Here is a 25,708-nt window from a genome sequence, read left to right as displayed (position 1 = left end):
TGAGGAATCAATATGGAACAATATATCGTAGAGGGAAACATCTCTGTTAAGGCCGTGCTGCTTGCACAAAAGCGGGATATCGTAAGGATTATCGTGGATGAGAAAAAAAAGGATCGCGATACCGCCTTTATTCTCCGCCAGGCAAGACAGCGCCATATTTTAATTGAACAAAGCAGCCGCAAGGCCATTGATGAACTGGCACAGGGGAAGACGCATGGCGGTCTGCTTGCGGTTTGCGCTGAGCGCAGCTTTCAAACATTGCAGGATGTATGCAAAAGCGAGCAAGTGTTTCTGGCATTGATCGAGGGTGTGGAGGATCCGTTTAATTTCGGTTATATCCTACGTACCCTGTATGCGGCTGGCTGTGACGGTGTCATTATACCTCCGCGCAACTGGACGAGTGCAGCCGGTGTTGTGACAAAAGCCAGTGCAGGAGCCAGTGAATATCTGAATCTGATCATAGCGAATGATATGGATGCTTTGCTTCAGGAAATGAAGCAGAAGGATATCACACTGGTCTGCGGACAGCGCAGCAACGCAATTTCCTTATATGCATACACCTTTCCACAAAGGGTCTGCCTGGCAATCGGCGGGGAAATGCGCGGGTTGAGTAAAAGCGTGCAGGGACACAGCGATCAAAACCTTTACATCCCCTACCGTCAGGATTTCCGCAATGCGATGACAGCGGCGGCATCCACAGCGATCTTCGCCTTTGAGCTGGTGCGGCAGAAAACAGAAAGCTAATACCTCCACATGCAGGAATGGATGCTTACTCGATCATGGGTATTAAAATATTAAAATATAAGAGATTTCAAAAGCTATTGGCAATATCAGTAGTTTTAAGTCTCTTATGTTGGTCACACCCAAACGTGAGTAAGAACCAAGGAAAAAGCCTGCATGTTTTTTTATCCGGCTATATACAAAAGGAAAAAAGAAGCCCGCTGCCAGACGGCATGGGCTTCGATTCAGTCTGCAGGAACACGGTGCTGGTGTTTCCTGTTTTTATTTAGTGTAAGTCTTATACAAAGACATTATTCTGAATCACACAGCAGCGTACGCAGCGCTTCCAGCTCATTGTGCTGCATTCCTATGGCTTCCAGATATGCGCCACAGCCCTGCTCATCCAACAGCTGCAGCAGCGGCTGCAGCATTTCCGGTGTACTTTCAAATAATGCACGAATCTGCGGTATAGCCATCATATGCGGTGGTAACAGGCTGTTGACCCCCTTCGCATTGTAGGTTGCCGACACCTGATAGTCCGCCAGAATATCCTCATTGCATACCCCACAAAGCTTCAGAAGAAGGGCTGCCAGAATACCGGTGCGATCCTTTCCTGCCGTACAGTGAAACAATACAGCATGGCCATCCCTCAGCGTTTTTAATATGAGCCGCAGCGCCTGACACACCGCATCGGGCACAGCACTGATCATCTCCACATAATCGAGCTTCATACTGTCAAGGAAACGCTTCTGCGCCTCCTGATCCAGCGTTTCAGCAAGCGGCACCTCCTCCTTCATAAACGGAAGGGCTACGCGTGTGATGCCATAGGCCTCACTGTCATATGCCGCTGTACGCTGCTCTGTCACACTGCGCAAATCCAGAATCAACCGTATATCCGCATTACGCAGCTGCATCCAGTCTTCCTCTGTTAGCTTGTTGAGCATATCGCTTCGATAACATTTATGCCATGCACTGATTCCGTTTGTACAGGGATATCCACCAAGATCACGCACATTGCAGGCACCGCTCAGAACAAGTCTGCGGGTATATCTCATTTCTCATTCCCCGCTTTCTGTTCATACGGCCAATGCACAATTCCGCCGATGTTATACAGTTGATCATATCCCATAGCCTTCAGCTTTTTCACAGCAGTTCTAGAACGCTGACCACTGCGGCAGTATACATAATGCAATTTGCGCACCTCTACAATATCCTTCGCCCTGGTCTCCAGCTCACTCAATGGCAATAGGTCTGCCCCGGGAATATGTCCCTCACGGTATTCATCCGCTTCGCGCACATCCAGCAGCTGGATGTCCTTTTGTTCATCCAGCTCCTTTTTTACTTCTTCCATTGTTTTATCAAAAGAAAATCCAAACATAACTTCCTCCTAATCTATGAACAGATAGCCGCAGAAAATATACAGCATATTGATATAAAAGGATCCCATGCCCAGATAAGCAAACCAGCGGTTCACGACAGCCAGATCCAGAAAGCCCAGCTGCATGAAAAGCAGCAGCAGTACGATAACGATTGCGACAACCTTGCGAAATACAGCATTGCTTCGCTTCTTTCGGTTCAGTGAGACACCAAACATAAACAGAGAAGCAACCATGATGATAATCAGCAGCGTATGTACAAAGCTTCCCTTCAGCCATGTTTCCACCAGCTTGGTAAGAAATGCTGAAAGCACGATAATCAGCAGCGGTGTTCCCAGTCGTTTGACATCATCCATGCTATTCTTCCTCGATGATCACTTTCGTCATAACATCGCCGTTGCGCATACTGCGAACAGCTCCCATGTTATCCGTTACCTTGCCAAACACAGTGTGCACACCATCCAGATGCGGCTGCGGGCAGTGGCAGATAAAGAACTGACAGCAGCCGGTATCTTTACCGCGGTGAGCCATCGACAGACTTCCCTCCTCATGCTTGTGCGGATTGTTTTCCGTTTCGCATGGAATCGTATAGCCCAGATCACCGGCACCTGTTCCATATGGACAGCCTCCCTGAGACACAAAGTTTTTTATGACGCGGTGAAAGGTCTTGCCATCATAATAGCCCTCCTTCACCAGCTTAACGAAATTTTCCACCGTTACCGGAGCATCCTCCGGATACAGCTCAAAGGGGAGCACTGCCCCATTTTCCATTGTTATTGTTCCATGGTATATCATGTTCATTCCTCCATTTCATTCTATAAATATACTATAATACGACAAAAAAAACAACAGCAAGCTGTAGATGCAGCACTGTTTCAGGCGCCTCACAAGGGAAGAAACAAGGCACCTGCAGGATTCCTAAGCATGGTTGCTAATGTGTCATTCCCCTGCCATCCTATGTTACCTCAGGCTGTACAGCTTTTGCATCTACACATACCGCATATCAACTTTCGTCTATCAAAAGCTGTACAATATCATAACCTCCTTATGATAAGCAGGCACCCAGTTATGCCAGTAAAACCATACCCGCACTGTTGATAATGCGTATACGGCGCCGTTTGAAGATTTCATTGCCAAATACACCGTCAAACGTAAAATGATCAAATAAATCCACACGTCCCGTCATCGTATCCTTTAAGGTGATTTCCGCCTTATCTACAAATAACGTCCATTCTTTTACAATCTTCAAATCCATCTTTTCTAGGCCATGAACACCAAATCCCATCGCGCTTCCCTCGTGTACGATCTGTAATGCATGCTCACGAACAGCCGATTCTCCAATCCAGCTTACACGGGAGCCGCTGTCAAAGCCAAACAGGGAAATGCCGCCATCTGAACGCTTTGCCAGAATACAGGGAAAGCCTCCCTTTATCATATTGGGATATGGAAGACGGAAACGGTTTTTTACGACAAGAAATTGCTTCGCGATATCATCCATTTCAAAATCGAGCTGATGTAAAATATCCCAGCCCAGAATGCCATCGAAGCCAAATAAATCTATGTTTCCAAAGCGTAAGGTAAAGTCGGAAGAATCTAGTGCGATCATTGCCATATTGCGTATTTCCAGCGCTCCCATCTGCATCGAATCCGCAACCAGCCCCTGCATATCTCTCATCTTACCGCCAATGCTTCCAATCTGTAAGCTTCCGGGTGCCTTTTTCATCTGAAAATGAGCAAGCCGTTCACTTTTAATGCCACTGATCTGTGCCCCGGTATCCACGACAAAAACAGCACGTATATGGTTGATATACACCGGGATTGTAAACAGACCAAACATATTCCTTGAAAGCGGCAGTGTAAATTCATCCTGATACAGCTGTTTCTCCCATGCATGCTCCTTCTGCATGATCTGCTTCTGTGCTTTTGATAAGGCACTGGAAAACAGACCGGAGGATACTTGTTTGTACTGCGCATCATATTCTGCTGCACTCACCTGTACAGCACTGCGGCTATGAACCTTACAGCTATGCATATCATCACCTCTCATGTGTCTGATTATATCATAAGCATATGTGATAAGTGTGGGTTACTTTCCGTATTGGCGCAAATTTATACAGCGTTCGATGCAGTAAGCTCCTGTCGATATCCCCTATTCTCATTTTTTCCTATCTGTCACAAGCCTCATATACGATAGCTGAAGACGTTTGTTTCAGCATTGTGAATTCCCCTGTGGATATCACTATGATAAAGCACGGATAACATCATAATAACACATTGAAGCTGTGTCCTTGTTATAGTAAAATATAAGAAGATGCAAAGCATGAAAAGCGAGGAGAGACGATATGCAAACAAACAAAGCTTTTTTACCTGTCATGAGTGTACAGGGCAAGGTGGATCATCCGGTTATGAGTGGTAACGGATACCGGGTAGGATACGATGGATATGGAAGAATTCCCATGGCGACCGGAGGAATCATTTACAATTATAAAATCGGTGATTCCTGTATGGGAATAGCAGGAGACCATATAGAACCAGGTGTCAGTCTGAAAAATCCAGTGGAAAAAGAAAACAATGCATTGCAGGCATTTGCCTGTATTGGAAATCCTGCCAAAATCATTACCGGTGATGCCAAGGGCAGAAAAGGATATGTAACAGGAAAGCATGGCGGTATTGATCATGTGATGGTGTATTTTGATGATGAAACGCTAGAACTGATGACGGTTGATGACAAAGTATTGATTAAGGCATGCGGTCAGGGACTGAAGCTGCAGGATCACGAGGAAATACAGCTGATGAATATCGATCCCGAGCTGTTTGAGCAGCTGGGAATTGAGGAACAGGGGGAGAAGATAAAAATACCGGTTGTCACCTGTGTTCCCGCCTACCTCATGGGAAGCGGTCTGGGTAGTGCTACCACTATGCTGGGAGATTATGATATTATGACGCAGGATGCTGAGGCTAATGAAGCCTTCGGAATTAACAAGCTGCGTTTTGGTGATCTGGTTCTGATACAGGATCATGATAATCACAACGGGCCGCATTACCGCAAGGGAGCGGTATCTGTCGGTATTGTCGTCCATGCGGATTCCTATACGAGCGGTCATGGCCCGGGACTTACAGTCATCATGAGCAGTAAAAGCGAAACTATAGAGCCTGTGATAGACCCAAATGCAAATATAGCAAATTATCTGAACATCAAAAAATAAAAAGGAGCCTGGCTGCTTCTTCGTTCCTGCTAAACGCGAACATGGAAAATAAGAGCTTTCAATATCTGTTGATTGAAATCCTATCAACGGATTTGGAAGTCTCTTTTTTTGTTATACTTTAAAGTGTATGAACACCTGATTCACGGTTCTTTCTTATATCAGATACAGCTACAAAAAAGAAGACATCCCATACACAGGAGTCTTCTTCCTTTGGTTTTGCAAATGCATTACTCATTCCTGAGTAAGACCTTTTTTGTATATCGTCTAATCTCTGTTTCCGATAAAGCGCAGAATATACAGGAAAATATTGATAAAGTCAAGATATAATTCAAAGGCAGAGTAGATGGAAAGCTTTTTCAGCATTTCTTCATCCCCCTCATAGCTTGCATACAGCGCCTTCATTTTCTGTGCGTCATAAGCAGTCAGTCCGGTAAAGATCAAAAGTCCGATGGCACTGATCAGCATCGTACTGGTATCTGCCCCCATAAACATCATAATAACCTCAGTGATGATAAGCGCAAGCAGACTTCCAAACAGAATCGGCCCAAACCGAAGCAGATTCATTTTTGTCGTATAGCCGATAACAGCAAGACTTCCAAAATAAACGGTCGTCATCAGGAATGCCATCGCCAGCGTTCCCGGCAGATAAACAACTGCCAGTGTGGAAAATGTAATTCCTGTCAGCATAGAGTAGGCAAGGAATAAAACCTTGGCACCTGTTGCGGATATTTTCATCAGTCGTGCACCCAGAGCAATTACGACACCAAACTGTGCAATAAGCAGAATCAGCGGTGCGAACCTGTTGCTGTAAATATAGTAAATCAAATCTGTGGAGTATACAGCAAATGCAGTAGCCGTAGTCACCAGAAGACCCAATGTCATCCATCCAAATGTTCGTACAGCATGCTTCTGCAGACTGGTAGCTGTATATTGCGGCTCAAAATAATCTTCGTTACGTTCAAACATAAACATTCCTCCTTTTCCTATAGTATACGGCATATTGTATCATTTTTACAGTAAAATTTGCAGGTTTTTCATTATTTTATGACGATTGATCAAACGCATGCAATATTCCTTCTGTTATTGCCTGTGCCATGGCATCCTGCTGCTTCTCTGATTTCAAATAGGAAAGATCCGAGCTGTTTGACAGAAATCCAGCTTCTACAAGAATGGTGGGAATATGCGTATATTCCACAAGCGATAACGGAGCATCCGCTTCCTCCTTCAATCCTCTGCTTTTGATACCGGACAGCTTTTCCAGCTGCTTATTTACCATCTGTGCCAGCTCACGGCTTTTAGTGTCACTGCTTCGCACCCATATTTCCGTTCCCTTCGCCGAGCTCTGATCGGTATCTGAAGAATTCAGATGGATGGATACAAAATAATCCGCCTTGGATGTATTGGCAATGCGGGAGCGCTCCAGCAAATCCTTTTCATTATCTGACGGCCAGGACACCTTATCACTTGTTCTGGTATAAACAACATCGACATCCTGCTTCTCCAGCAGCCTTCCGATCTTCTTTGTCAACTGTAACGTAATCGTTTTTTCCTTCGTACCATCTGCCGCTACACTGCCATCGTCATAGCCTCCATGTCCAGCATCCAGAACAACACGGCGCTTTGTCACCTTTTTTTGTTCTGCCTGCTTCTGTGTACGGATAATAATCGTTTCTGCCTGTTCTTTTTTCTCTGCCTGTTCCTGTGCATAGACATTCCGGATAAACGGAACAACAAGAAAGCAGAATACGATGATGGAAAAGAACAGGATATGTCGCTGTACAAAATTTTTCTGCATGAAATCACCTCATGTTAGTTATATATCTCTTTTTTCAATTCCTGAATTTCCTCATAGGACGGACTTTCCTTATCCAGCCGGGAAGCATAGCGCTCCAGAATTTTACGTGTGCGCTTCTCATCATCATCCAGATATGCCAGCGCATAATGCAATACCACATCGGTTGCATCGCTGTGTGTATTCAACAGCTTCTGAAACAGCTGTTCACCCTTTTTTGATTTTAAAGCGATATACGCCTTTGCCTGCTCATACTGCATGCCAACCCGGAAGAAATCACTTGTTTTTGAAAAAACCGTCAGAAATTTATCGACGAAAGCAATCAATGTCCGATACTGTTCCTTATCCGTTCTTCCCGCCTCCATAAGCAAATCGAGCAGAAATGTCACAACACCGATCATATCCAAGCCATCATTCACCTGATACATCATCGCTTCCAGACTGTCTATATGAAATCTTCTAGCTGTTTTAAACAGTAATCGAAACTGCTCCATCAGATCTTTGGCAACCTGCTCACTGCCCTGCTCCATCAGATCAAGAATCGCATCAGAAATCAATCCGTAATGCGTAAAACCATAGGCTTCTCTTTTGGCAATTTCCAGCACCGCTTCATCAATAAAAGACTTTGGAAAGGAGGCATGGGAATCATCAATCGTCTGTGTCTGAAAGATCGCATCCGCAACGGCCAGATCATTGTAGGTATTCTGCAGCTGTGCCTGAATATCCGCACAGGTAAGAGTACATCCAAGCTCCTTCAAATAGAGATCTATTTCATCCTTGCGCATCTTACGGATTTTCTTCACCATGCTCTTTGTTCCACTTTCGGATACATACAGCTCCTTCATGTACATCACTCCATTCCACCTGACTGTCGTTTCTTAGGTTTTCGTAAATGCAAATCCTGAGTCATAACGATATCATTTTTTTTATAATTTTGCAACCCACGCCCTCTTTGGACGATTCTGGAAATGAGGTTATAAGACCGGCTTCATGTTGATGATTTCCATATATATAATCATTATTCGCAATAAGTCAGATAAGGCAGGAATGCAAATATATGGTATAAATAAGCGTATGTGCATGAGTCAAATAGCATATGAGTTAAATGCTTCGTAGTAATGAAGAATGCAAACGATTGGTGTGAATAAGTCAAATAATTGCTGTAGATGCATTATGCAAAAAAATAGTACAAATAAGAAGCCAAGCAAAAAGGGTATACAAAAGCAGAAAAAAACTTGAAAGTACAGCACCCTTCAAGTCTTATTTGTTTTGCATATTTCAGACAGCGATAACACCAGTCTTGGAAGTATTGGTATTTTTTCATGCGTTCATAAAATTGAATAATCATTACAGCTATGTAACAATACCCTGCGCTGATTTAAAGCTCCTTGCTTTTCAGCTGTTCACAAAGTGCGTACAGGCCATCAAGAAAGCGCTCATTATCCTGCTGTGTCCGCTTTTTTGCGTGTGAGCCGTACATTTTATGCTTTCGCTCCATACTGCTGACATGCCGCATGGTTAACAGACGGTTTATATTATCTGTTGTATAGGGAATGCCGTTACAGGATATGGCATAGCCCTGCTTACTGAGAACCAGTGCCGCAAGACCGTAATCCTGTGTAACAACAAGGTCTCCTTTTTTTACATGAGAGAGCAGTAGAAAATCTGTACTGTCCTTTCCCTTATCCGCCATGAGTACGGAAGCGTTTTCAGGGGTAAATGCATGGGAGGTATCACATACCAGGATAACCGGAAAATCAAAAGCCTCTGCTGCCTGCAGGGTTTCCTCGATTACAGGACAACCGTCCGCATCAATATAAATATCAGGCATGCTCGACCAGATGCGGCTCATACCCGTTGTTTTTTAGAATTGCTAGTACCTCTTCAATATGTGCTGCATCGTTTGTTTCAATGATGACACCTACACGGCACTGGTTAAACAGCATAGCATTCTGAATTCGGTTATGGTTCACAGAAATGATATTAGCTCCGGTTCTGGAAATCAGTTCAATCATACGGGACAGATTCCCCGGCTTATCCATGACATTCATATTGATAACTGCCTTGCGTCCGGTTTTCATAAGACCCAGATCGATGATTTTAGATAACAGATTGACATCAATGTTTCCCCCGGACAATACGGCAACACATTTATGATGCTCCAGATCCACCTTGCCAAACATTGCCGCCGCAACACTCGTAGCACCGGCTCCTTCCGCGACCATTTTCATTTTTTCCAAAAGCGTCAGAATTGCCGCTGCGATTTCTTCCTCACTGACAGTCACGACCTCATCCACATATTTGCAGCATAAATCATATGTCAAAGTCCCCGGTGATTTTACAGCGATTCCATCCGCAATCGTGCTGACATCATTCAGCCGTATGATTTCCTTTTCCTCCAGGGAACGCTTCATGCTGGGCGCATGCTCGGATTGAACACCGATGATACGACAGCTTGGACGCATTGCCTTGATTGCAGTGGCGATTCCGCTGATCAGTCCGCCGCCACCGATTGGCACAATGACCGTATCCACATCACTCAGCTTATCCAGTATTTCAAGACCTATCGTTCCCTGACCGGCAATCACATACTCATCATTAAACGGCTCGATGAACACAGCACCTGTAATTTCCTGCAGATTTTTTGCGTACTCATAGGCATCGTTAAAGGTATCTCCCTGCAGCTCCACCTCAACACCATAGCTTCTGGTCGCTTCAATCTTGGATAGCGGCGCTGTTTTCGGCATGACGATTGTTCCCTTAATTCCCATCTTCATACACGAATACGCTACTCCCTGTGCATGGTTTCCAGCGCTGGCGGCAATCACCCCTTTTGCGCGTTCCTCCTGTGTCAGGCTGTGCAGCTTATTATAGGCTCCACGCAGCTTAAAGGCACCAGTCCCCTGCAGATTCTCCGCCTTGATCCACAAATTTTCATGCAGCTTATCCGCATGTACCAGCGGCGTTTTGGAAATCACATCCTTTACTACTTCCTTTGCATCATATATATTTGAAATATCCATACAAACTCCTCCTGTATCTGTACTGTTATTGTACTATGGTTGTTCTGTTTAGAAAAGAGTATTTTCTATATTTTGAATACAGTATAAAATATATGTTCACAAATGAAGTACATATATTTATATTACAAAAACACATCATAAAATCCGTATACAAATTGTAGAATCCTGTATTTTCTATCAATATTCTATTCATCATGAATACGAAGGGCTTCTTCACTGACGGATAACGGTATACGGAAATATGTTTCCCTCGAATGGAAAACGGTATTCCAGGTATTTACTCAGTGATTTACAGATATATACAAAAAATACACTCAAATGCTTCATACCATACTCATTTGTGATTTCTCAGTCATGGATGACGGTATCCCGATATGTCCGGCCAAATGGCTATTGCATATACTAACCTTATCTCCACTCCATAGCCGTACCCCGGAAATATGCTGCCTGGTAATTGATAACGGTATACAGGAAAAAGCAGTGCTTAACGTCTTCACCTTTTTCTCACAAGAAAAAAACTGCCGCTTCTGATTGTACAGAAAGCAGGCAGTTTCCAGCTTAATCTTTTTCAATAAAGTCCAACAGCTCTTTCGCTGCGATATTGATACCGTCACGGTTTTCTTTATCCAGTCCAAGATGTGTATAGATTTCCCCAACAAAGCAGCCGCTGTCACGCAGAGCAACGAACACCTGATCAATCAAAGGCTCGCATACCTCCTGCTGCTGCATTGGCCCGAAAGGATTCGCAAAGTAGGTAGTGGAAATTCCGACCTCCTGCGTCGTTCCCTTTGCCATACGTTTTCCTTCCTTGCATGTAGCTTTTGCATCCTCTAAATTATCAAAGCGGTGCAGGCCGAGCTTATCATCGTAATTGTTCGCATAGGCAAACAAGTCAATTTTATGGTTCATCGCCACGATTTCATATGGTGCGGCAGGTGTGATTACACGGGCATTGTTGCTTGATTCCGGATTCATAAAGATGGAACGGTCCATATCGCGGTATGGCGTACCAGGGTCCAGATCATCCAGACGGATAAAGGCACCGATTTCCGTACCCTGACCATATGGCACACCATCCTCCAGATGTATGGTACCCATATCATCAAAGACAACTTCAATATCCTTGATTACATCTGCACCGGCGATCTTCAATGCTTCAATAGACTCGGACTTACCTGCACCGGAGTCACCCATCAGCATGATTCCCTTGCGTTTTCCACTCTTTAATGTAATATTCACGAAGGCTCCATGTATTGGCAGCCAGCCCTTCTGCATTTTTCTAACATTATGCAGTGTCAGTGTCATTTTCTTCAGATAACCAAAATATTCAATTCGTTCATGATAGCTGACACATCCGATCCATACATCATCCTCAGCATCATAATGGAACGTTGTCTGTTCCTTATCATCCTGATTTCCGAAAAGACAAATCAGATCCGGTTTCTTACGGCATTCATCTTCATTTGCCAGTTCAAATAAATTTGCCAGGGATACCGCAGAGGAAATGAAGTCACGGTGAAAGTAAATGAAAGCCAGCAGGCTTCCCACCTTACATGGGAAACAGAACCACTCATCCGGATTTCCTGTAAATTCTGTAATTGGATTGGTATCACGTTCGGTAAACATACCCGTACGTTTATTGGATTTCGGATGAAGGATCATCGGCGTTCTCAGCATGACGGACTGAATGAATTCAATATCCTTCAGTGCATCGTATTTGGCACTCAGCTTTGGATTATCAATATTTTTCACCGCGATTGATGCATTTGTACCAGCCTGAAGCTGACGGTACACACGGTTTTTTCTCCCCATGATCTGCTCTTCAATATTACGGTACAGAGCAAGAATCAGGTTGGTGAAGCTGGAATCCGCACCTACAAAGCTTAAATCCTGCAATGCATTTCCCTGTCCGACAGACATAACGGAGAAACGCTGATGCTTTTTCCAGAAGTTATACATTTCCTCTACAAACTCCAGCAGCTTCGCCTTGTCGTTAAGATATGGTGATTCCACCTCAGCGGCTTTAAACACACGAAGCATACGGAACAGCTTCAAAATTTCGAATGTTGCCTCTCTGGTTGTTTTCCCGTTCAATGCGTAGAAGTATAAAGCCTCGTTATCGGCTTTTAAGTAATCCAGGTAGTTATGAACATAATTACTGAACGTTGAGGAATTCAACAGCTGATCACCGGAATGTGCATATCCCGCGCTGTAGTTCAGTATTGCAAGTTCTTTTGTTAAATACAATGTCTCTTTCATAATCTGCTCCTTTCAAATTCAAAAATGAAGTTGGAAAATAAAGTTAAATAACCCTATCGGGTTCTATTATACAATAAAAAGAAAAAATAAGAAAGTAGTTTTTGTAATATTTTCATTTTATGAAAAACTTTTCAATTCGTGATTCTGTTTCCCTGCTGAAGGACATCCCTGCCTTATGAAGCTGGTAACGATTACATCCTATGCATCGAATCAAAAATTTATTCCAATATCCTCTATTTCCTATCTATGCTATGAGCGTCTCTCACGATATGTACACACTAAAACTCATATCCCACACCGCTTATGAAAAACGCTCGAAATTTCTCCAAGCGTTTTTTTACAACTGTTTTAATTTATTTTTTCAGCTCTTTCTTTACAAGCTCTACGACCTCGCTCAATGCAATATCACTGCTTTCAGAAGCTGTTCTCGCACGGAATTCCACATTGCCGTCTTTGATTCCTCTGCCGACCGTAATACGGTAAGGAATACCAATCAGCTCCATATCCTTGAATTTCACACCCGGACGTTCCTTACGATCATCCAGCAGCACATCCACGCCTTCCTGTTTCAGTGCTTCATACAATTCATTTCCGATGCGCATCTGTTCCTCATCCTTGCTGGATACTACAACAACAGCGACCTCAAACGGTGCCACACTTGCCGGCCAGATAATACCGGATGCATCGTTATGCTGTTCCACGATTGCAGCCATGCAGCGCTCCAGTCCAAAGCCATAGCAGCCCATTTCCACAGGATGCAGCTTATTGTTCACATCCTGATACTCCAGACCGAGTGCCTTTGCATACTTGGTACCGAGCTTAAACGTATTTCCTACCTCGATTCCCTTGCAGAATTTCAGCGGCTTTCCACATACTGGACAAATATCACCCTCATGCACCTGTGCGATATCCGCAACTGTTTCCACGGAGAAATCCTTCAGATTTACATTCTTGATATGGTGATCGGTTTTGTTTGCGCCAACGATAAAGTTTTTCATATTCGCCACTTCCCGATCCATGATGATTGGGCATTCCAGATTGACCGGTCCGGCAAAGCCAACCCTTGCGTGTGTAACACGCTCCACCTCTTCAAAGGAAGCAAGCTCTATTTCATTTGCCTGTAACAGCTTCAGCACCTTTGTTTCATTTAATTCACGATCTCCCTTTAACAGGAACGCCATCGTTTTACCATCCACAGAATAAATCAGCGTCTTTACAAAATCATTCACTGATTTTCCAAAGAAGGCGGCAACATCTGCGATCGTCTTAGCATCCGGTGTTTCCACAATTTCCATATCCTGCATTGGCACATCACTCGGTGTACTCGTATCAATGACCTCCGTGATCTCCAGATTGCTGGAGAAATCACATCCGTCACAGGTCACAACAACATCCTCACCGATTTCCGTAATCGCCTGAAATTCCTCTGACAATGAGCCACCCATCGCGCCGGTATCCGCTTTTACGATCTTATATGTCAGATCACAGCGCTCCATGATGTTCTCATACGCATGAAACATCTTTTTATAGGATTCATGAAGACCTGCCTCATCGATATCAAAGGAATATGCATCCTTCATGATGAATTCACGCACACGGATCAATCCGTAGCGGGGTCTTGTTTCATCACGGAATTTGGTCTGAATCTGATACAGATTATATGGAAAATCCTTATAGGAGCTTCCTTTCATCATCGCTGCCATTGTAAACAGCTCCTCATGCGTCGGCCCCAGCACATAATTTTTCTGATAGCGGTCCTTCAAGGCGAACATATTGGAGCCAAAAGCCTCCCTACGCCCGCTCTTTTCATAGATTTCCTCTGGAATCATAGCCGGCATCAACAGCTCCTGGGCACCTGCTGCATCCATTTCTTCGCGAACGATTTCCTCAATCTTTTTCAGGACGCGCTTTCCCATCGGCATAATCATATAAATACCGCTGCTGCTTTTCTTGATCATTCCCGCACGCACCAGCAGATTACCGCTGGTACTGTCCTCATCCTTGACATTTTCACGCAATGTATAAAAATACGAATTACTCAGTTTCATAATAGCTTCTCCTCATTTCAATAAATACCCGAACGATCCCTATCCACGACCTTACGGATCATGGCGTCTTTTTCCAGACGAATCGGAATATGTGTTTTGATTTTCTGCATCGGTGTTCTGGCAACCTCCATCAGATTTCCATCGAGATCATACAGCTCCTGCAGGGTAAAGCGGGTAGCTGTGATATGTGGCCCAAAAACCTCTGCCGTGATATTTCCGCGGAAGTTGTTGCGTACCTCCAGTGTTGCCATTTCACTGTCTTCATCATAATCTAAAACATAGGCGATAAATTCCTGTGTGACCCCTGCACCGTTGATACCGTACAAATGACCGTCAAAGGCAGGCAGTCCCTCATAAAAGCCGCACCCTGTGGGTCGGTTTTCCGCCTTTGCCAATTCATTATAATACCATTCCATCCGTTTGTCACTCAAACGTCCGCCCTGCTCATAAATCTCATCGATTAGCATACGATACGTTTTAATCAGCGTTGCGATGTAATAGGCGCTTTTCATACGTCCTTCAATCTTCAGACTGGCAATCCCTGCTTCAATCAGATCGGGAATGTATTTGGCTGCCATCAGATCCTTGCTGGACATGGAAAATAAATCCGTTTCATCATGCAAGGGATGCTCTCCTTCATACAGGCGGTACTTCCAGCGGCAGCTTTGCGCACAGCCTCCACGATTGGCATCTCTCCCCGTCATATTATTGCTCAGCACACAGCGCCCGGAATATGAAATACACATGCCGCCGTGGATAAAGACCTCCAACGGTATATCGGTGTGTTGAGCACTGTCCCTGATTTCCTGAAGGGTTACCTCACGTCCCAGTACGACACGATCCATTCCCTTGTTTTTCCAGTAATTCGCAGCACTGGAATTGGTGGAGGAATGCTGGGTACTCACATGCACTTCCAGCCTTGGTGCATATTTTTTCGCACACATCATAATTGCCGGAGATGCCGCAATAATAGCTGTTACGCCTGCCTGCTCCAACGCAATCAGATATTCCTTTAGCCCTGCTAAATCCTCTTCATGCGGAAGCATATTCACGGTCACATGTACATGTGCGCCATGTTCCCTGGCAAAGGCCGCACCCTGTGCGATTTCTTCAAGTCCGAAATTGCTGGCACGAGATCGCAAAGAGAACTGCTTACCGCCTACATATACAGCATCCGCTCCATACAGAACGGCGATTTTCAAACGCTCCAAATCACCTGCCGGAGCGAGTAATTCTATCTTTTTCAAGCTCTCACCTACTTTACCTTGCTCGTTTTTGTATAATAGAAGCCATGTGTTACATGATCCTTTGTATATTTTTGCTCATATTCCTGAAACGTCTCACGCCCGTTTCGATTTCCTTTTAATACATCCTGATACAGCCGCAGTGCTTCACATACATATGCGATATCATGGAAAATACCATCAATACGAAAATGCCGTACACCTGCCTCATATAAATCCTTTATTTCCTCAAAGGATGCCAGTGTAAATCCGGTAAACACATGCGTACCCAAAGCATCCTCAATGATCGGCATATGATCGTCCCTTGTTTCCTCCATCAGGTATAGCTCATGATTGTCTCTAACAGCTTCCTTTTTTCCCAGGAAATCCATATAGGCAGACAGCAGCATTCGCTTAGAATGCATCATATTCAGTCTTCCATGAATGATGACTTCACATTCTCCCTGCACCGTCCTTGCGATCTTACACATTTCCTGCAGTGTGATTTCTTTGGATATGGTAGCCATGCGTATGTCTTCATCCAGATAATACTGCATGTCCATAGCATTTGTAATCAGTGTATCCGGATTGTAAATAAGCCGGTTTTTCATATGCAGGCGGTCTGCCTCATACAAAACACCCTCATCCCCATAATAGATGCCATCTACATCCAGCTCTTTCAACAGCCTTAAAAACTCACGAAGCCGTTCCAGCTCTTCTTCCACAAAAATACGATTTACGAGTACATACATCTGGACAGCACAGCGTCTGCATTCCGCTTTGATTTGCGCTAACTCGTCAATGGAAAAGCAGGCAGCGCCTCTTGCTGAGAAAAACGGTACTGCAATGATAACGCTCTGTGCTCCTGCAGCTTTCAGCTTCTCTATATCACCAAACGCAAATGGTGTTGCGATGAAATCAACCATAACGTCACCTTTCCTTCATGTGTTATCTGCATAACCGCACGCTAACACTGCTTTTTATTATAATATATTCTGTACAGAAAGGGTAGGGAAAACACGTATTTCAAGTAAAATTACAGGTCATATGCTGCATCCCTTACAAAGAGTTCAGGATGCAAAAGTAAAATTCTGCAAAAGAAATGCGGCTGAACATGAAATATGACAGAGAAATCGGTAAATGGTGGCTGCGATATCCAAAATGTATAAAACGTATATATAAATGATGGACACTACCGCCTGTTTCAGCTTGTTAGGCTTTCCTGTTTTCCTTCTTTCACAAGCAGTCTCACATTGGCTTTAAATTCTTTTCCAGCCGATCCACCATCCATGCCAAACGCTTTGTGCGGCCTGCCTCTGTTTTGGCATCCAGGTATGCACGGGTATATGTCTTTTTTACAGATGGCGGCATATTCATAAAATTGGCATATGCCAGGTCATAGGTCTTCAGCACCTCCATAACCATAGTCAGCTGTTCCTCACTGACTGCCGACGGCTTTACAGCCTGTTCCCACTGTCCGTTATGTTTGGCTTCTTCTATTTTCCGGCGTCCAAAAGCAGTCATTCTTCCGGATTCCTCCAGCTTTAACGCAAGCTCCTTATTCTTCACTGACCATTTACTGCCTGTTCTTCGCTGCGCAAAGTATTTTATATAGGAGGTATCGTCAAGCCTTCGCATGACACCGTCAATCCAGCCAAAGCAGAGCGCTTCCTCCAAGGCTTCCGCTGCCGTTAATGTTTCCACTGCTTTCGTCTTTCCAAATAACAGCCATACGCCTTCGCTGCTTTCACAATTTTCTGACAACCAGCTTCGCCATTCCTTTTGTGTTTTGAATCGTATCGGTTCCTTCATGATCTCTCCTCCTCATGCAAAGCATTTCCCTGTATATGCTTATCGTCTGCAATTATGAATTCAAATCCGAATTCATGAAACGTAAGATCATCATCAATCACCTCATCATATATACCTGCGGCTTTTTGAAATCCATTTTTTTCATACAGCCGGATTGCAGAATGATTGATATCCACGACGAACAGCCGCAAAGCCTCTGCCTGTGCCTCTTTTGATAATCTAATCGCCTCATGCAGAGCAGTGCTGCCAATGCCTAATCTCATATAATCAGGATTTACACCGAGCCGTTCAAGATAGCGCACCTGCCAGATAGATTTCCCCCAGGTCACATGATCTGCCCCGGCGCTGTCTTCACATAAAGCAAAGGCTGCCATCAAAGTGCCCTTTTCCTCTAGGACATACAGGCGTTGTGCTGTGATATCCTCTTGAAAGAACGCACATGGGTAACAATCATCCCATATTTCTATTTGCTTTGCATTCATATGCGCAATGATTTTCTTATACATGGATTTTAACTGCGTTAAATCCTGCAGTACTGCTTTTCTTGTTATCATAAAGCCCCTCTTTCCTGAAAATACGGTGTATACAGCCATTTAGAGCCAGGATGATTATTTCATCATACGATATGTCTCTTTGCTATCCTCATGTCTCCTTGCTTTATATATTTTGCTTTCCTTATATACTTTCCTTATATATTATGAAGCAATATAGATTCACATAAATTATAAATATTGTTACTCGCTATGTATAAGAGGTATCCTTATAAATATAAAGAGACACCTGGTGCTACAAGTACATAACCATAATCAGCCATCCCTTCTTTATAGTGAAAGAACAACCTTTTATTCCATCCTATAGGTCAGCTTCATTATAACAAAACAAAACACTACAGAGAAGAACAACAGAGAAATAATAGGAATTCGTTATAAGCGTTATTTGTAAACAGAAGAAAAACGGAATTATTTCAGATATATTTCTGCTTGGATTGCCTTAGTCAGACTTTGTATATAATGGGTCAGATTTATTCTCTCATGCTATGTCTTTGCTTCAAGGTATCTTCTCCCCTTTCTTTATTGATTATTTCAACATTCATCATCGTATACAAGTGAATGAATGATAAGAATACCAGCACTGCGCTTCAGCATACAGTTGCACCTATTCAAAAAAAACAGCATTCCGCGCTTAGAAAAATGCTGTATATTTCGTCTATCAATCGTCAATTCATATATAAATCTGCGCTTAGGAAACTGCATTCTTCATGGATCAATCATCAATCCATATATATAAAAAGGCTTTCAGGTATACATGATAGCTGTTAACACATAGTCATAGCTTCCCTCAAAGCTGTTCATGCTTATCAATAGCAGCTATACAATTCTCCTCATCCTTTTGTCCCCGTTCGCAGATAACGTTCCTCTATCATTGTAATCAGAGAACGGCGGTTTGCGAAGATGGCGAATGTGCTGGTTATTGTAAAGAAGGAATTTTGAATACTGTATGCCCCCTGTACCTCCTCCAGAATGATTGCAGCCGCTGCATAGTCCCAGCATTTCACATGCGCAGAAAGATACAGATCACTTAAGCCCTGTGCGATATGTACAATGCTTAAAGACGCACAGCCTAGGTAACGGTGTGCGCGCAGCTCATCCTGCATCGTCAAGGGCTTGCTGTCAAAATGTGTTTCTATATAGGACATGACATGCATGCCGGCATCCAAAATACAGTCCTTTGGCTCCTTCTTTTGAAGCGGTAGCATAGGCTGCTCATTCAGCCACGCCCCCTTGCCATGGACACCGAGAAACAGCTCATCCCGCATAACATCATAGACAATTCCAAACACCGGCTGCTTTTTATGATAATAGGCCAGTGAAATTGCAAAATCCCGATGCATACTGACAAAATTAGTCGTACCGTCAATGGGATCCAGAATCCACAAATGCTCCCCGCTTTCCTTTACACTTTCTTCTCCCAAAAAGCTGTGGGTAGGAAATTTTTCTATCAGCGCATCATGAATCTGCTGTTCAATTTTGCGATCATATTCGGTTACCAAATCCTGAAAATCCGTTTTGTACTCCGGTATCACCGTGGAAACATGACGAAGCTGCTCCCCGCACGATTTTACCAGTGCCTTTGCGAAATCAATTATATCCTGCTGCATACACTCACATCCTCATCCTTCATAAAAGGGTTACTCTGCCCAAGAGACGGTTCTTCACCATAGCGTCCATGGGTATCGCTGCCTCCTGTCTCTATCAGCTTATACCTTTTTGCGATTGCATGCAAGTCATCCACCTGCTTCTGTCCATGGGAGCTGTGCCAGGTTTCAATGCCATCCAGGCCGATTTGTACATATTCCGGTATGGAGGAGACGACCCGTGAGGAATACGGATGGGCAAGTACGGCAATTCCATGATCCTTATGTATCGCGTGAATGGCATCCTCCACAAAGACAAAGGTCAGCGGACATACACAGATTCCGTTGTTTTTAAACAATCGCCGGTATTCATCCGAATAAATGGCATCACTGTAGCCATGGCGCATCATGATATCCATGATATGCTGCTTGTAGATTGCAGTGGAAGCCTTCGCCACCTCCTCAACCTCCCTTACGGTAATTGCATAGCCATGTGCAATCAGTTGCTGAATCTGCCATAGCGATACGCTTGTGCGCTGACGGATTGCCACTTCACACAGGGCATCCACATGCGGGGTCTGTTCTCCAAAGCCATAGCCCAGGATATGCACCTGCCTTTTCGCAGCTTGATCGTAGGCACTGATTTCTATCCCCTTGATTACCGTACAGGGAAGCTCTTTGTGTTTCAGCTGCTTATAGGCTGCAAAGGTGTCATGATCGGTAATGGATATGGTTTGCATATGCTGTTCTCGGGCTAGAGCTATGATGTGTGCAACATCCAGTGAGGAATCGCTGCAGCTGCTGTGAATGTGAAGATCGATACGGTTCATGCCAGCATTCCCTTCTGCATATTATATTCCCGATCACACAGCCCCTCCATAAACTCCAGATCATGAAAGATGCCAAGCATGGTCGTCCCCTCGTTTTTCAGCTGCTCGATCAAATCCCGTACCTTTTGCTTGCTGGAATTATCCAGGCTGGCAGTCGGCTCATCCAGCAGAAGCAGCCGCGGCCTTTTTACCATGGCAGCCGCGATGTTCAGCCGCAGCTTCTCTCCACCGGAGAAGGTATTGGGATACATATCCCAAAGTGTAGGGTCCAGCTCAAAATGCTTCAGCATACGCTCTGCCTCCTTATGTGCTGTTTCCATATCCTCCCCCATTTCCAAAACAGCATGCTCAATGATCTGACGTGCGGTTGTACGCGGCATGATGCGTAAAAACTGAGAAACATAGCCAATTTCCTGTTTCCGCAAGTAAATCATCTGCCGTTCGCTTGCCTGACAGAGATCAAGCAGTCCGAATTTTTCACTGTCATAAAGAATACGCCCATTCTGCGGAAGATTGGTACGGTAAATCCCTTTGAGTATCGTTGATTTACCGCTGCCACTCTTACCAGTAATTCCGATAAACTCCCCCTTTTTGAGATGCAGACTGATACCGCTGCAGGCATGAATCACCTTTTGGCTGACATGCATAGTAAAGCTTTTTTCAAGATTCTCGATAACCAGCAGCTCCTGTTGCTTTTGCATATGAATCACCCTTTCCTATATTTACGGATAAAGCTGTCTATATCCAGTGAAAAATCATCTATCCTGCTACGGAAAACCGCATCGTCCCAATCCCACCAGGCAATACGTAAAAGCTGTGCAATCTGTTCCCGGTCGAAGCGAAAACGCAGAATCTTTGCCGGAACCCCGGCTACGATGGCATAGGGAGGAACATCATGTGTCACAACTGCCCCACTGCCGACGACTGCACCATTTCCTATTTGAATACCGGCTTCAATGATTGCGCCATGGCCAATCCATACATCATGACCGATTTCTGTCATACGCCCCCTGCGCTGTGCAAAAAATTCCTCATCATCGCTGTTTGCGACATCATACATCCTGCGGCGATAGGTGATATGATGCGTGGTGGGACGATGCAGGGGATGCTGAGTTGCCCCGATTCGCACATTTCTTGCGATATCCACAAAGCTGTGAATAATCGTATTCTGTATCATGCCATACGGCTCGCAATAGGAATACTTTCCAAAGGAGCTGTTTTCAATAACACTGTATGCTCCTACCTTATTATATATGGAGAAGACGGCCTGCTTTAGCTCCACATCCTGTTCGATGGTTACTTCCTTGGTCAGCTTCATAGGCTATACCCGGTAATGATTTTGTGCAATGCACATGCCGTCCACAAATACCTCGGTGATAGCTGGCAGGTCATTGGGTAATGTACGGATAATAAGCAAGTCAGCCTTCTTGCCTTTTTCAATAGAGCCGTAATCCTGGTCAATGCCAGTTGCACGGGCCGGCTGTATGGTTACCATGGCTATCATATCCTGGAGCCGCTGTCCCTGCTTTGTCATTTGAAACACCGCATGCAGAAGACTTGCCGGATAATAATCACTGCATAAAACATCCGCTGCAGCTGATACAATGGCATCCGCTGCATTCATATTGCCGGAATGACTGCCGCCAAGCAGGATATTTGGCGCTCCCACAACGGTATACATACCTCGTTTTTTCGCCTCCTTTGCGACGTCCAGCGTGATTGGAAATTCTGAAATCGTAGCACCGAGGCTTTGTACGACATCCAGCTTTTCCTTTGTATCATCATCATGCGAGGCGATGGAAATCCCCTGCTCTTGGGCAAGGCTTGCCGCCTCCCGGATATTTTCCAGTGTCAGCTTTTCACTGTTCATACGACGGTTCACCTCTGCCTCCACATCCTCATCACTCATATGCCGCGCATTGCGGACATAGTTTTTATATACCTCAATGTTGCGATACTGTCCCTGTCCCGGGGTATGATCCATAAAGGATATCAAATGTACCCGCTTTTGGCGCAGATAGTCCAGCATCAGCGGAAACTGCTCCTGATTGTCGATTTCAAAGCGCATATGAAATCGGTGATGAATTAGATGCAGCTGCGAATGACTTTTTTCGATGATATCTGCGAGCTGCTTTACAAGCTCTGGACGCCGCATTGGTGAGGCACCTACTCCTTCCCATATACTGACGGAGTGAAACATCGTTGTGATGCCGTGGGTACAGCATTCCTTTTCAAACTCATATACGGCAAGCTCCATATCCATGATACTGCTGGGACGCGGTGCCGCCATCGCTTCGATATGATCACTGTGCATGTCGATAAAGCCCGGAGTTACATAGCCTCCATAGGCATTGACAACCTCGTCCAGCTCCATGTAAGCAAGGGCTGCCTCCGGTACAATATCATAAATACGCTCCTGTTCGATCAACAGCGCATATCCTTCCAGAATTTTATGCTCCTGTACGATTTTTCCATTTGTGATTGCTAACATGTTCTTCTCCTTATAATAATGAATACACCAGCTGCTGTGTGTATGGGTGCTGAGGATCCTCCATTACCTGATCCGTCAGTCCCTGTTCAATGATTTTGCCATCCAGCATGACGATTGTTCGGTCTGCCAGCATGCGGATTACCCCAAGATCATGAGATACCACGATCATGGATACCCCTAATTCCCGTTGTATTTTTTTTATGAGATCCAGGACATTGGCCTGTACGGAAAGATCCAATCCGGTTGTAACCTCATCCAGTAAAAGGACAGGCGGGTTGTTGCTGAGTGCTTTGGCAATCTGTACGCGCTGCTGCATGCCTCCGGAAAATTTCTTCGGCTCCTCCTTCATGCGGTGAACCGGAATTTTCACGGCTTTTAACAGCTCCTCTCCCCGCTCACTCATATCCGATACATTTCGTTTACCAGCCGCAATCAGCTTTTCCGCAATATTTCCCATACTGGAAAAATTCATTTTCAATCCAAGATAGGGATTCTGATATACCATGCCAAGGACGTGATTGCGGATATAGCGCTTCTGCTGGGAGGTCAGAGCGAAGATATTGGCGCTGCCTTCTTTATATGTGCGAATCGTACAGCTTCCACTGGTTACGTCCTGATCAAAATACAGACACTGCATCATGGTAGACTTTCCGCTGCCGCTTTCTCCCACCACGCCGAGAATTTCTCCGTCATAGACATCGAAGCTGATATCGCGGCATGCATATACGGTTCCACAATCCGGGCAGTAATTTCCCTGCAGGTGCTCCGGATGATTCCGGCAATGGGAACAGCCGTCTCCAAACTGCTTGTTCAGATGCTGTACGCGCATCATTGGTATATCGCTATATTCCATTTTGCTCTGCTCCCTTCTCATGCAAACGCTCCAGACACTGACTGGTATCATTGCACTGATAGCTGACAGTGCCGGTTTCCTCATTGATGATTTCATCCAGATACACATGTGCTGCACCGCATAAACGACAGCGCTTACCCGTAAAATCCTCTGCCTCAAAGGGATAATCCGCAAAGTCCAGAGATACCACCTTGGTATATGGTGGAACTGCATAAATCTTTTTTTCCCGTCCGGCTCCCAGCAGAATGAGTGCTTCACTGTTCATCATTTTCGGATTGTCAAACTTTGGAATCGGTGAGGGAGCCATGACATAACGTTCATTTACAAGGACAGGATGATCTGCCCCCATGGTTACTCTGCCATATTTCATAATCTGTTCAAACAGCATCAGCCAGGCTCCTGTATATTCCTTTTCCGCATGCAGACGTTTGGTGGCACGCTCACTTGGCTCATATTCACGAAGGGGCTCTGGTGTCGGCACCTGTAAGATGAGAATCTGATCCTTTTTCAGCGGTACCTCCGGAATACGGTGACGCGATTGTATCAATGTGGCCTGTGCAGTATGCGTTGTCATGGCAACACCGGTTGTCGCAGCAATCAGATTTTTTATACTGATGGCATTGACACTGTCATCATTTCCCTGATCGATCACCTTCATACGATCCTTTGGCCCGACCAGGGAAAGACTCAGCTGAATGCCGCCGGTTCCCCAACCTCTGGCAATCGGCATCTCTCTGGATGCAAAGGGAACCTGATATCCGGGAATACAGATGGCCTTTAAGGATGCTCTGCGTATTTCCCGCTTACTGCCTTCATCGAAGAAGGCAAAATTATATTTCTTTTTCATCAGCCTGTACCTTCTTTGTTTTTCTCATACTGTTCAGCTTGGATTGGAATGTGACATAGTGAGGCAGCTTCAAATGGGAAATAAAACCAGTAGCCTCTACAGAATCAATGTGATAAAGGACAAATTCCTCATCATTGACAGCAAAGCTTTTATCTTCGCTTTCCAGACAGGTATCCAGAATACTCATGGCTATCGCTTTTGTCTCATTCTGCCCCATGGTGATTCCATAGCCAATCTTAAATTCCAACTCCTTCTCTCCATTCGCATTCAGCTTTCTTACCGGAATGAGGCTTTCCACCTCAGTCACCTTGATTTCACCAATATAATAGGAGTCCTCATAGGTATCCGGCTGCATAGGATCGGGGATGCTGATGGGCAGCAGCCCTACGCGCAGCTCTCCCACCGTGGGATGTACGACACCGTAACCGCGAAGGGAAGCATAACCAAGTGCCGTTACTGCCTGTGTCATTCCCCTGCTCAGTATCTGCAAACGTTCACTGCGCTGAGTAGGAAAGCTCAGCATCTGTTTTGTTGCATCCTTGGGCGGACGCTCATCATGCGTTACCGGCGGCAGCAGTCCTTCCTTGCGCAGATAATCACTGACCTTCGGCAGACGCAGGTCTGTTCGCTCCTTATGACATTCCTCCTGCAAAAATTCTTCTACATACTGCTTCAGCTCCTCCTCACGTTCCTGCAGCAAATCAAAATCGAGCAACCGATGGACATAATCATAGCTTGTACCCAAAATCTGCCCCTGAGGGATATCCTTAAAGGCAGCGGAAATTCTTCGTTCCACGTCCATATCCGTACTGTTTACTGTATTGGAATAATAGCTTCTGGGTAGTGTGGAGCGATAGCTTCGCAAGAGAAATACCGCTTCCTCCATGCTGCCCTCTCCTTGCTTGATAGCAAGTGCGGCAAGGGATGGATCATACAAACTTCCCTCACTCATCACCTGATCCACCAGCAGACGCATTCCCTGCTCTATTTGGGAAGCATCTGCCCCAGCCCCGGACTTTACACGTTCATATTTCAAACGACGGATGCTTTCCTCGATTGCCTCCGCTCCCCCCTTAACTGCAACATATGCCATG

The 25,708-nt window shown here is 44.9% G+C and carries 27 protein-coding genes; 2 read left to right on the top strand and 25 right to left on the bottom strand.

What is annotated here, in order from left to right; genetic code table 11:
- The first annotated feature begins 12 nt into the window (after positions 1-12).
- Complete coding sequence (locus GKZ87_06700; protein ID QSI25197.1) at positions 13-744, top strand: RNA methyltransferase; 732 nt, start codon at positions 13-15, stop codon at positions 742-744.
- 287 nt (positions 745-1,031) lie between these two features.
- Here GKZ87_06700 and GKZ87_06695 read toward each other — a convergent pair whose 3' ends face one another.
- The 5 genes from GKZ87_06695 to GKZ87_06675 all read right to left on the bottom strand — a co-directional run bounded on the left by GKZ87_06695 (position 1,032) and on the right by GKZ87_06675 (position 4,128).
- Positions 1,032-1,775 (bottom strand): protein-tyrosine-phosphatase, encoded by a 744-nt coding sequence (locus tag GKZ87_06695; GenBank protein QSI25196.1) that lies wholly within the window; start codon positions 1,773-1,775, stop codon positions 1,032-1,034.
- Positions 1,772-2,098 (bottom strand): rhodanese-like domain-containing protein, encoded by a 327-nt coding sequence (locus GKZ87_06690; GenBank protein QSI25195.1) that lies wholly within the window; start codon positions 2,096-2,098, stop codon positions 1,772-1,774. Before GKZ87_06690 ends, GKZ87_06695 begins: the two co-directional genes overlap by 4 nt.
- Before the next feature lie 9 nt (positions 2,099-2,107).
- Complete coding sequence (locus GKZ87_06685; GenBank protein ID QSI25194.1) at positions 2,108-2,452, bottom strand: amino acid permease; 345 nt, start codon at positions 2,450-2,452, stop codon at positions 2,108-2,110.
- Between the two features lies 1 nt (position 2,453).
- A complete protein-coding gene (locus tag GKZ87_06680) occupies positions 2,454-2,891 on the bottom strand; it encodes a peptidylprolyl isomerase (GenBank protein ID QSI25193.1) in 438 nt (145 codons plus the stop codon).
- Between the two features lie 271 nt (positions 2,892-3,162).
- A complete protein-coding gene (locus tag GKZ87_06675) occupies positions 3,163-4,128 on the bottom strand; it encodes a hypothetical protein (protein QSI25192.1) in 966 nt (321 codons plus the stop codon).
- Between the two features lie 310 nt (positions 4,129-4,438).
- On the opposite strand from GKZ87_06675, the gene GKZ87_06670 reads away from it, so the two are divergent.
- Entirely contained in the window at positions 4,439-5,302 is an 864-nt protein-coding gene (locus tag GKZ87_06670; protein ID QSI25191.1) for a DUF4438 domain-containing protein, read from the top strand.
- Between the two features lie 264 nt (positions 5,303-5,566).
- On the opposite strand, the gene GKZ87_06665 is transcribed toward GKZ87_06670, so the two are convergent.
- The 20 genes from GKZ87_06665 to GKZ87_06570 form a co-directional block, all read right to left on the bottom strand.
- Entirely contained in the window at positions 5,567-6,268 is a 702-nt protein-coding gene (locus GKZ87_06665) for a BAX inhibitor (BI)-1/YccA family protein (protein QSI25190.1), read from the bottom strand.
- 76 nt (positions 6,269-6,344) lie between these two features.
- Positions 6,345-7,097 carry an N-acetylmuramoyl-L-alanine amidase gene (locus tag GKZ87_06660; GenBank protein QSI25189.1) on the bottom strand — a complete coding sequence of 251 codons (753 nt, stop codon included), beginning with the start codon at positions 7,095-7,097 and terminating at the stop codon, positions 6,345-6,347.
- Between the two features lie 14 nt (positions 7,098-7,111).
- A complete protein-coding gene (locus tag GKZ87_06655; GenBank protein ID QSI25188.1) occupies positions 7,112-7,939 on the bottom strand; it encodes a hypothetical protein in 828 nt (275 codons plus the stop codon).
- Positions 7,940-8,472: 533 nt separating this feature from the next.
- Positions 8,473-8,925: a YaiI/YqxD family protein gene (locus GKZ87_06650; protein QSI25187.1), complete on the bottom strand. Its 453-nt coding sequence runs from the start codon at positions 8,923-8,925 to the stop codon at positions 8,473-8,475.
- Positions 8,918-10,117: a threonine ammonia-lyase gene (locus tag GKZ87_06645; GenBank protein ID QSI25186.1), complete on the bottom strand. Its 1,200-nt coding sequence runs from the start codon at positions 10,115-10,117 to the stop codon at positions 8,918-8,920. Before GKZ87_06645 ends, GKZ87_06650 begins: the two co-directional genes overlap by 8 nt.
- Positions 10,118-10,440: 323 nt before the next feature.
- Positions 10,441-10,689, bottom strand: a complete 249-nt coding sequence (locus GKZ87_06640; protein ID QSI25185.1) for a hypothetical protein — start codon at positions 10,687-10,689, stop codon at positions 10,441-10,443.
- The gene (locus GKZ87_06635; GenBank protein QSI25184.1) at positions 10,676-12,376 is read right to left on the bottom strand and encodes a hypothetical protein; all 1,701 of its coding nucleotides are present in this window, start codon (positions 12,374-12,376) and stop codon (positions 10,676-10,678) included. Before GKZ87_06635 ends, GKZ87_06640 begins: the two co-directional genes overlap by 14 nt.
- Positions 12,377-12,729: 353 nt before the next feature.
- A complete protein-coding gene (locus GKZ87_06630; GenBank protein QSI25183.1) occupies positions 12,730-14,424 on the bottom strand; it encodes a proline--tRNA ligase in 1,695 nt (564 codons plus the stop codon).
- Between the two features lie 17 nt (positions 14,425-14,441).
- Positions 14,442-15,671, bottom strand: a complete 1,230-nt coding sequence (locus GKZ87_06625; protein QSI25182.1) for a collagenase-like protease — start codon at positions 15,669-15,671, stop codon at positions 14,442-14,444.
- 8 nt (positions 15,672-15,679) lie between these two features.
- Positions 15,680-16,573 carry a U32 family peptidase gene (locus tag GKZ87_06620; protein QSI25181.1) on the bottom strand — a complete coding sequence of 298 codons (894 nt, stop codon included), beginning with the start codon at positions 16,571-16,573 and terminating at the stop codon, positions 15,680-15,682.
- A gap of 322 nt (positions 16,574-16,895) precedes the next feature.
- The gene (locus GKZ87_06615) at positions 16,896-17,459 is read right to left on the bottom strand and encodes a hypothetical protein (protein QSI25180.1); all 564 of its coding nucleotides are present in this window, start codon (positions 17,457-17,459) and stop codon (positions 16,896-16,898) included.
- Positions 17,456-18,013, bottom strand: coding sequence for a GNAT family N-acetyltransferase (locus GKZ87_06610; protein ID QSI25179.1), 558 nt, complete (start codon positions 18,011-18,013; stop codon positions 17,456-17,458). The genes GKZ87_06615 and GKZ87_06610 overlap by 4 nt, the downstream gene beginning before the upstream one ends.
- An 827-nt stretch (positions 18,014-18,840) precedes the next feature.
- Complete coding sequence (locus tag GKZ87_06605; GenBank protein QSI25178.1) at positions 18,841-19,617, bottom strand: inositol monophosphatase family protein; 777 nt, start codon at positions 19,615-19,617, stop codon at positions 18,841-18,843.
- A complete protein-coding gene (locus GKZ87_06600) occupies positions 19,602-20,423 on the bottom strand; it encodes a PHP domain-containing protein (GenBank protein QSI25177.1) in 822 nt (273 codons plus the stop codon). Before GKZ87_06600 ends, GKZ87_06605 begins: the two co-directional genes overlap by 16 nt.
- Positions 20,420-21,124 carry a phosphonate C-P lyase system protein PhnL gene (gene phnL / locus GKZ87_06595; GenBank protein ID QSI25176.1) on the bottom strand — a complete coding sequence of 235 codons (705 nt, stop codon included), beginning with the start codon at positions 21,122-21,124 and terminating at the stop codon, positions 20,420-20,422. The genes GKZ87_06600 and phnL overlap by 4 nt, the downstream gene beginning before the upstream one ends.
- A 5-nt stretch (positions 21,125-21,129) precedes the next feature.
- Entirely contained in the window at positions 21,130-21,741 is a 612-nt protein-coding gene (locus GKZ87_06590) for a chloramphenicol acetyltransferase (protein QSI25175.1), read from the bottom strand.
- Between the two features lie 3 nt (positions 21,742-21,744).
- Complete coding sequence (gene phnM, locus GKZ87_06585) at positions 21,745-22,914, bottom strand: phosphonate metabolism protein PhnM (GenBank protein QSI25174.1); 1,170 nt, start codon at positions 22,912-22,914, stop codon at positions 21,745-21,747.
- A gap of 10 nt (positions 22,915-22,924) precedes the next feature.
- Positions 22,925-23,767, bottom strand: a complete 843-nt coding sequence (locus GKZ87_06580) for an ABC transporter ATP-binding protein (protein QSI25173.1) — start codon at positions 23,765-23,767, stop codon at positions 22,925-22,927.
- A complete protein-coding gene (locus GKZ87_06575; protein QSI25172.1) occupies positions 23,757-24,614 on the bottom strand; it encodes a carbon-phosphorus lyase complex subunit PhnJ in 858 nt (285 codons plus the stop codon). The genes GKZ87_06580 and GKZ87_06575 overlap by 11 nt, the downstream gene beginning before the upstream one ends.
- Positions 24,598-25,707, bottom strand: a complete 1,110-nt coding sequence (locus GKZ87_06570; GenBank protein ID QSI25171.1) for a carbon-phosphorus lyase — start codon at positions 25,705-25,707, stop codon at positions 24,598-24,600. Before GKZ87_06570 ends, GKZ87_06575 begins: the two co-directional genes overlap by 17 nt.
- Position 25,708: the final 1 nt, after the last annotated feature.

This window comes from Erysipelotrichaceae bacterium 66202529 (assembly GCA_017161075.1).
Classification (GTDB): domain Bacteria; phylum Bacillota_I; class Bacilli_A; order Erysipelotrichales; family Erysipelotrichaceae; genus Clostridium_AQ.
Note: the sequence above shows the minus strand (reverse complement) of the source record. Positions and strands in the feature narration are given on the sequence as shown.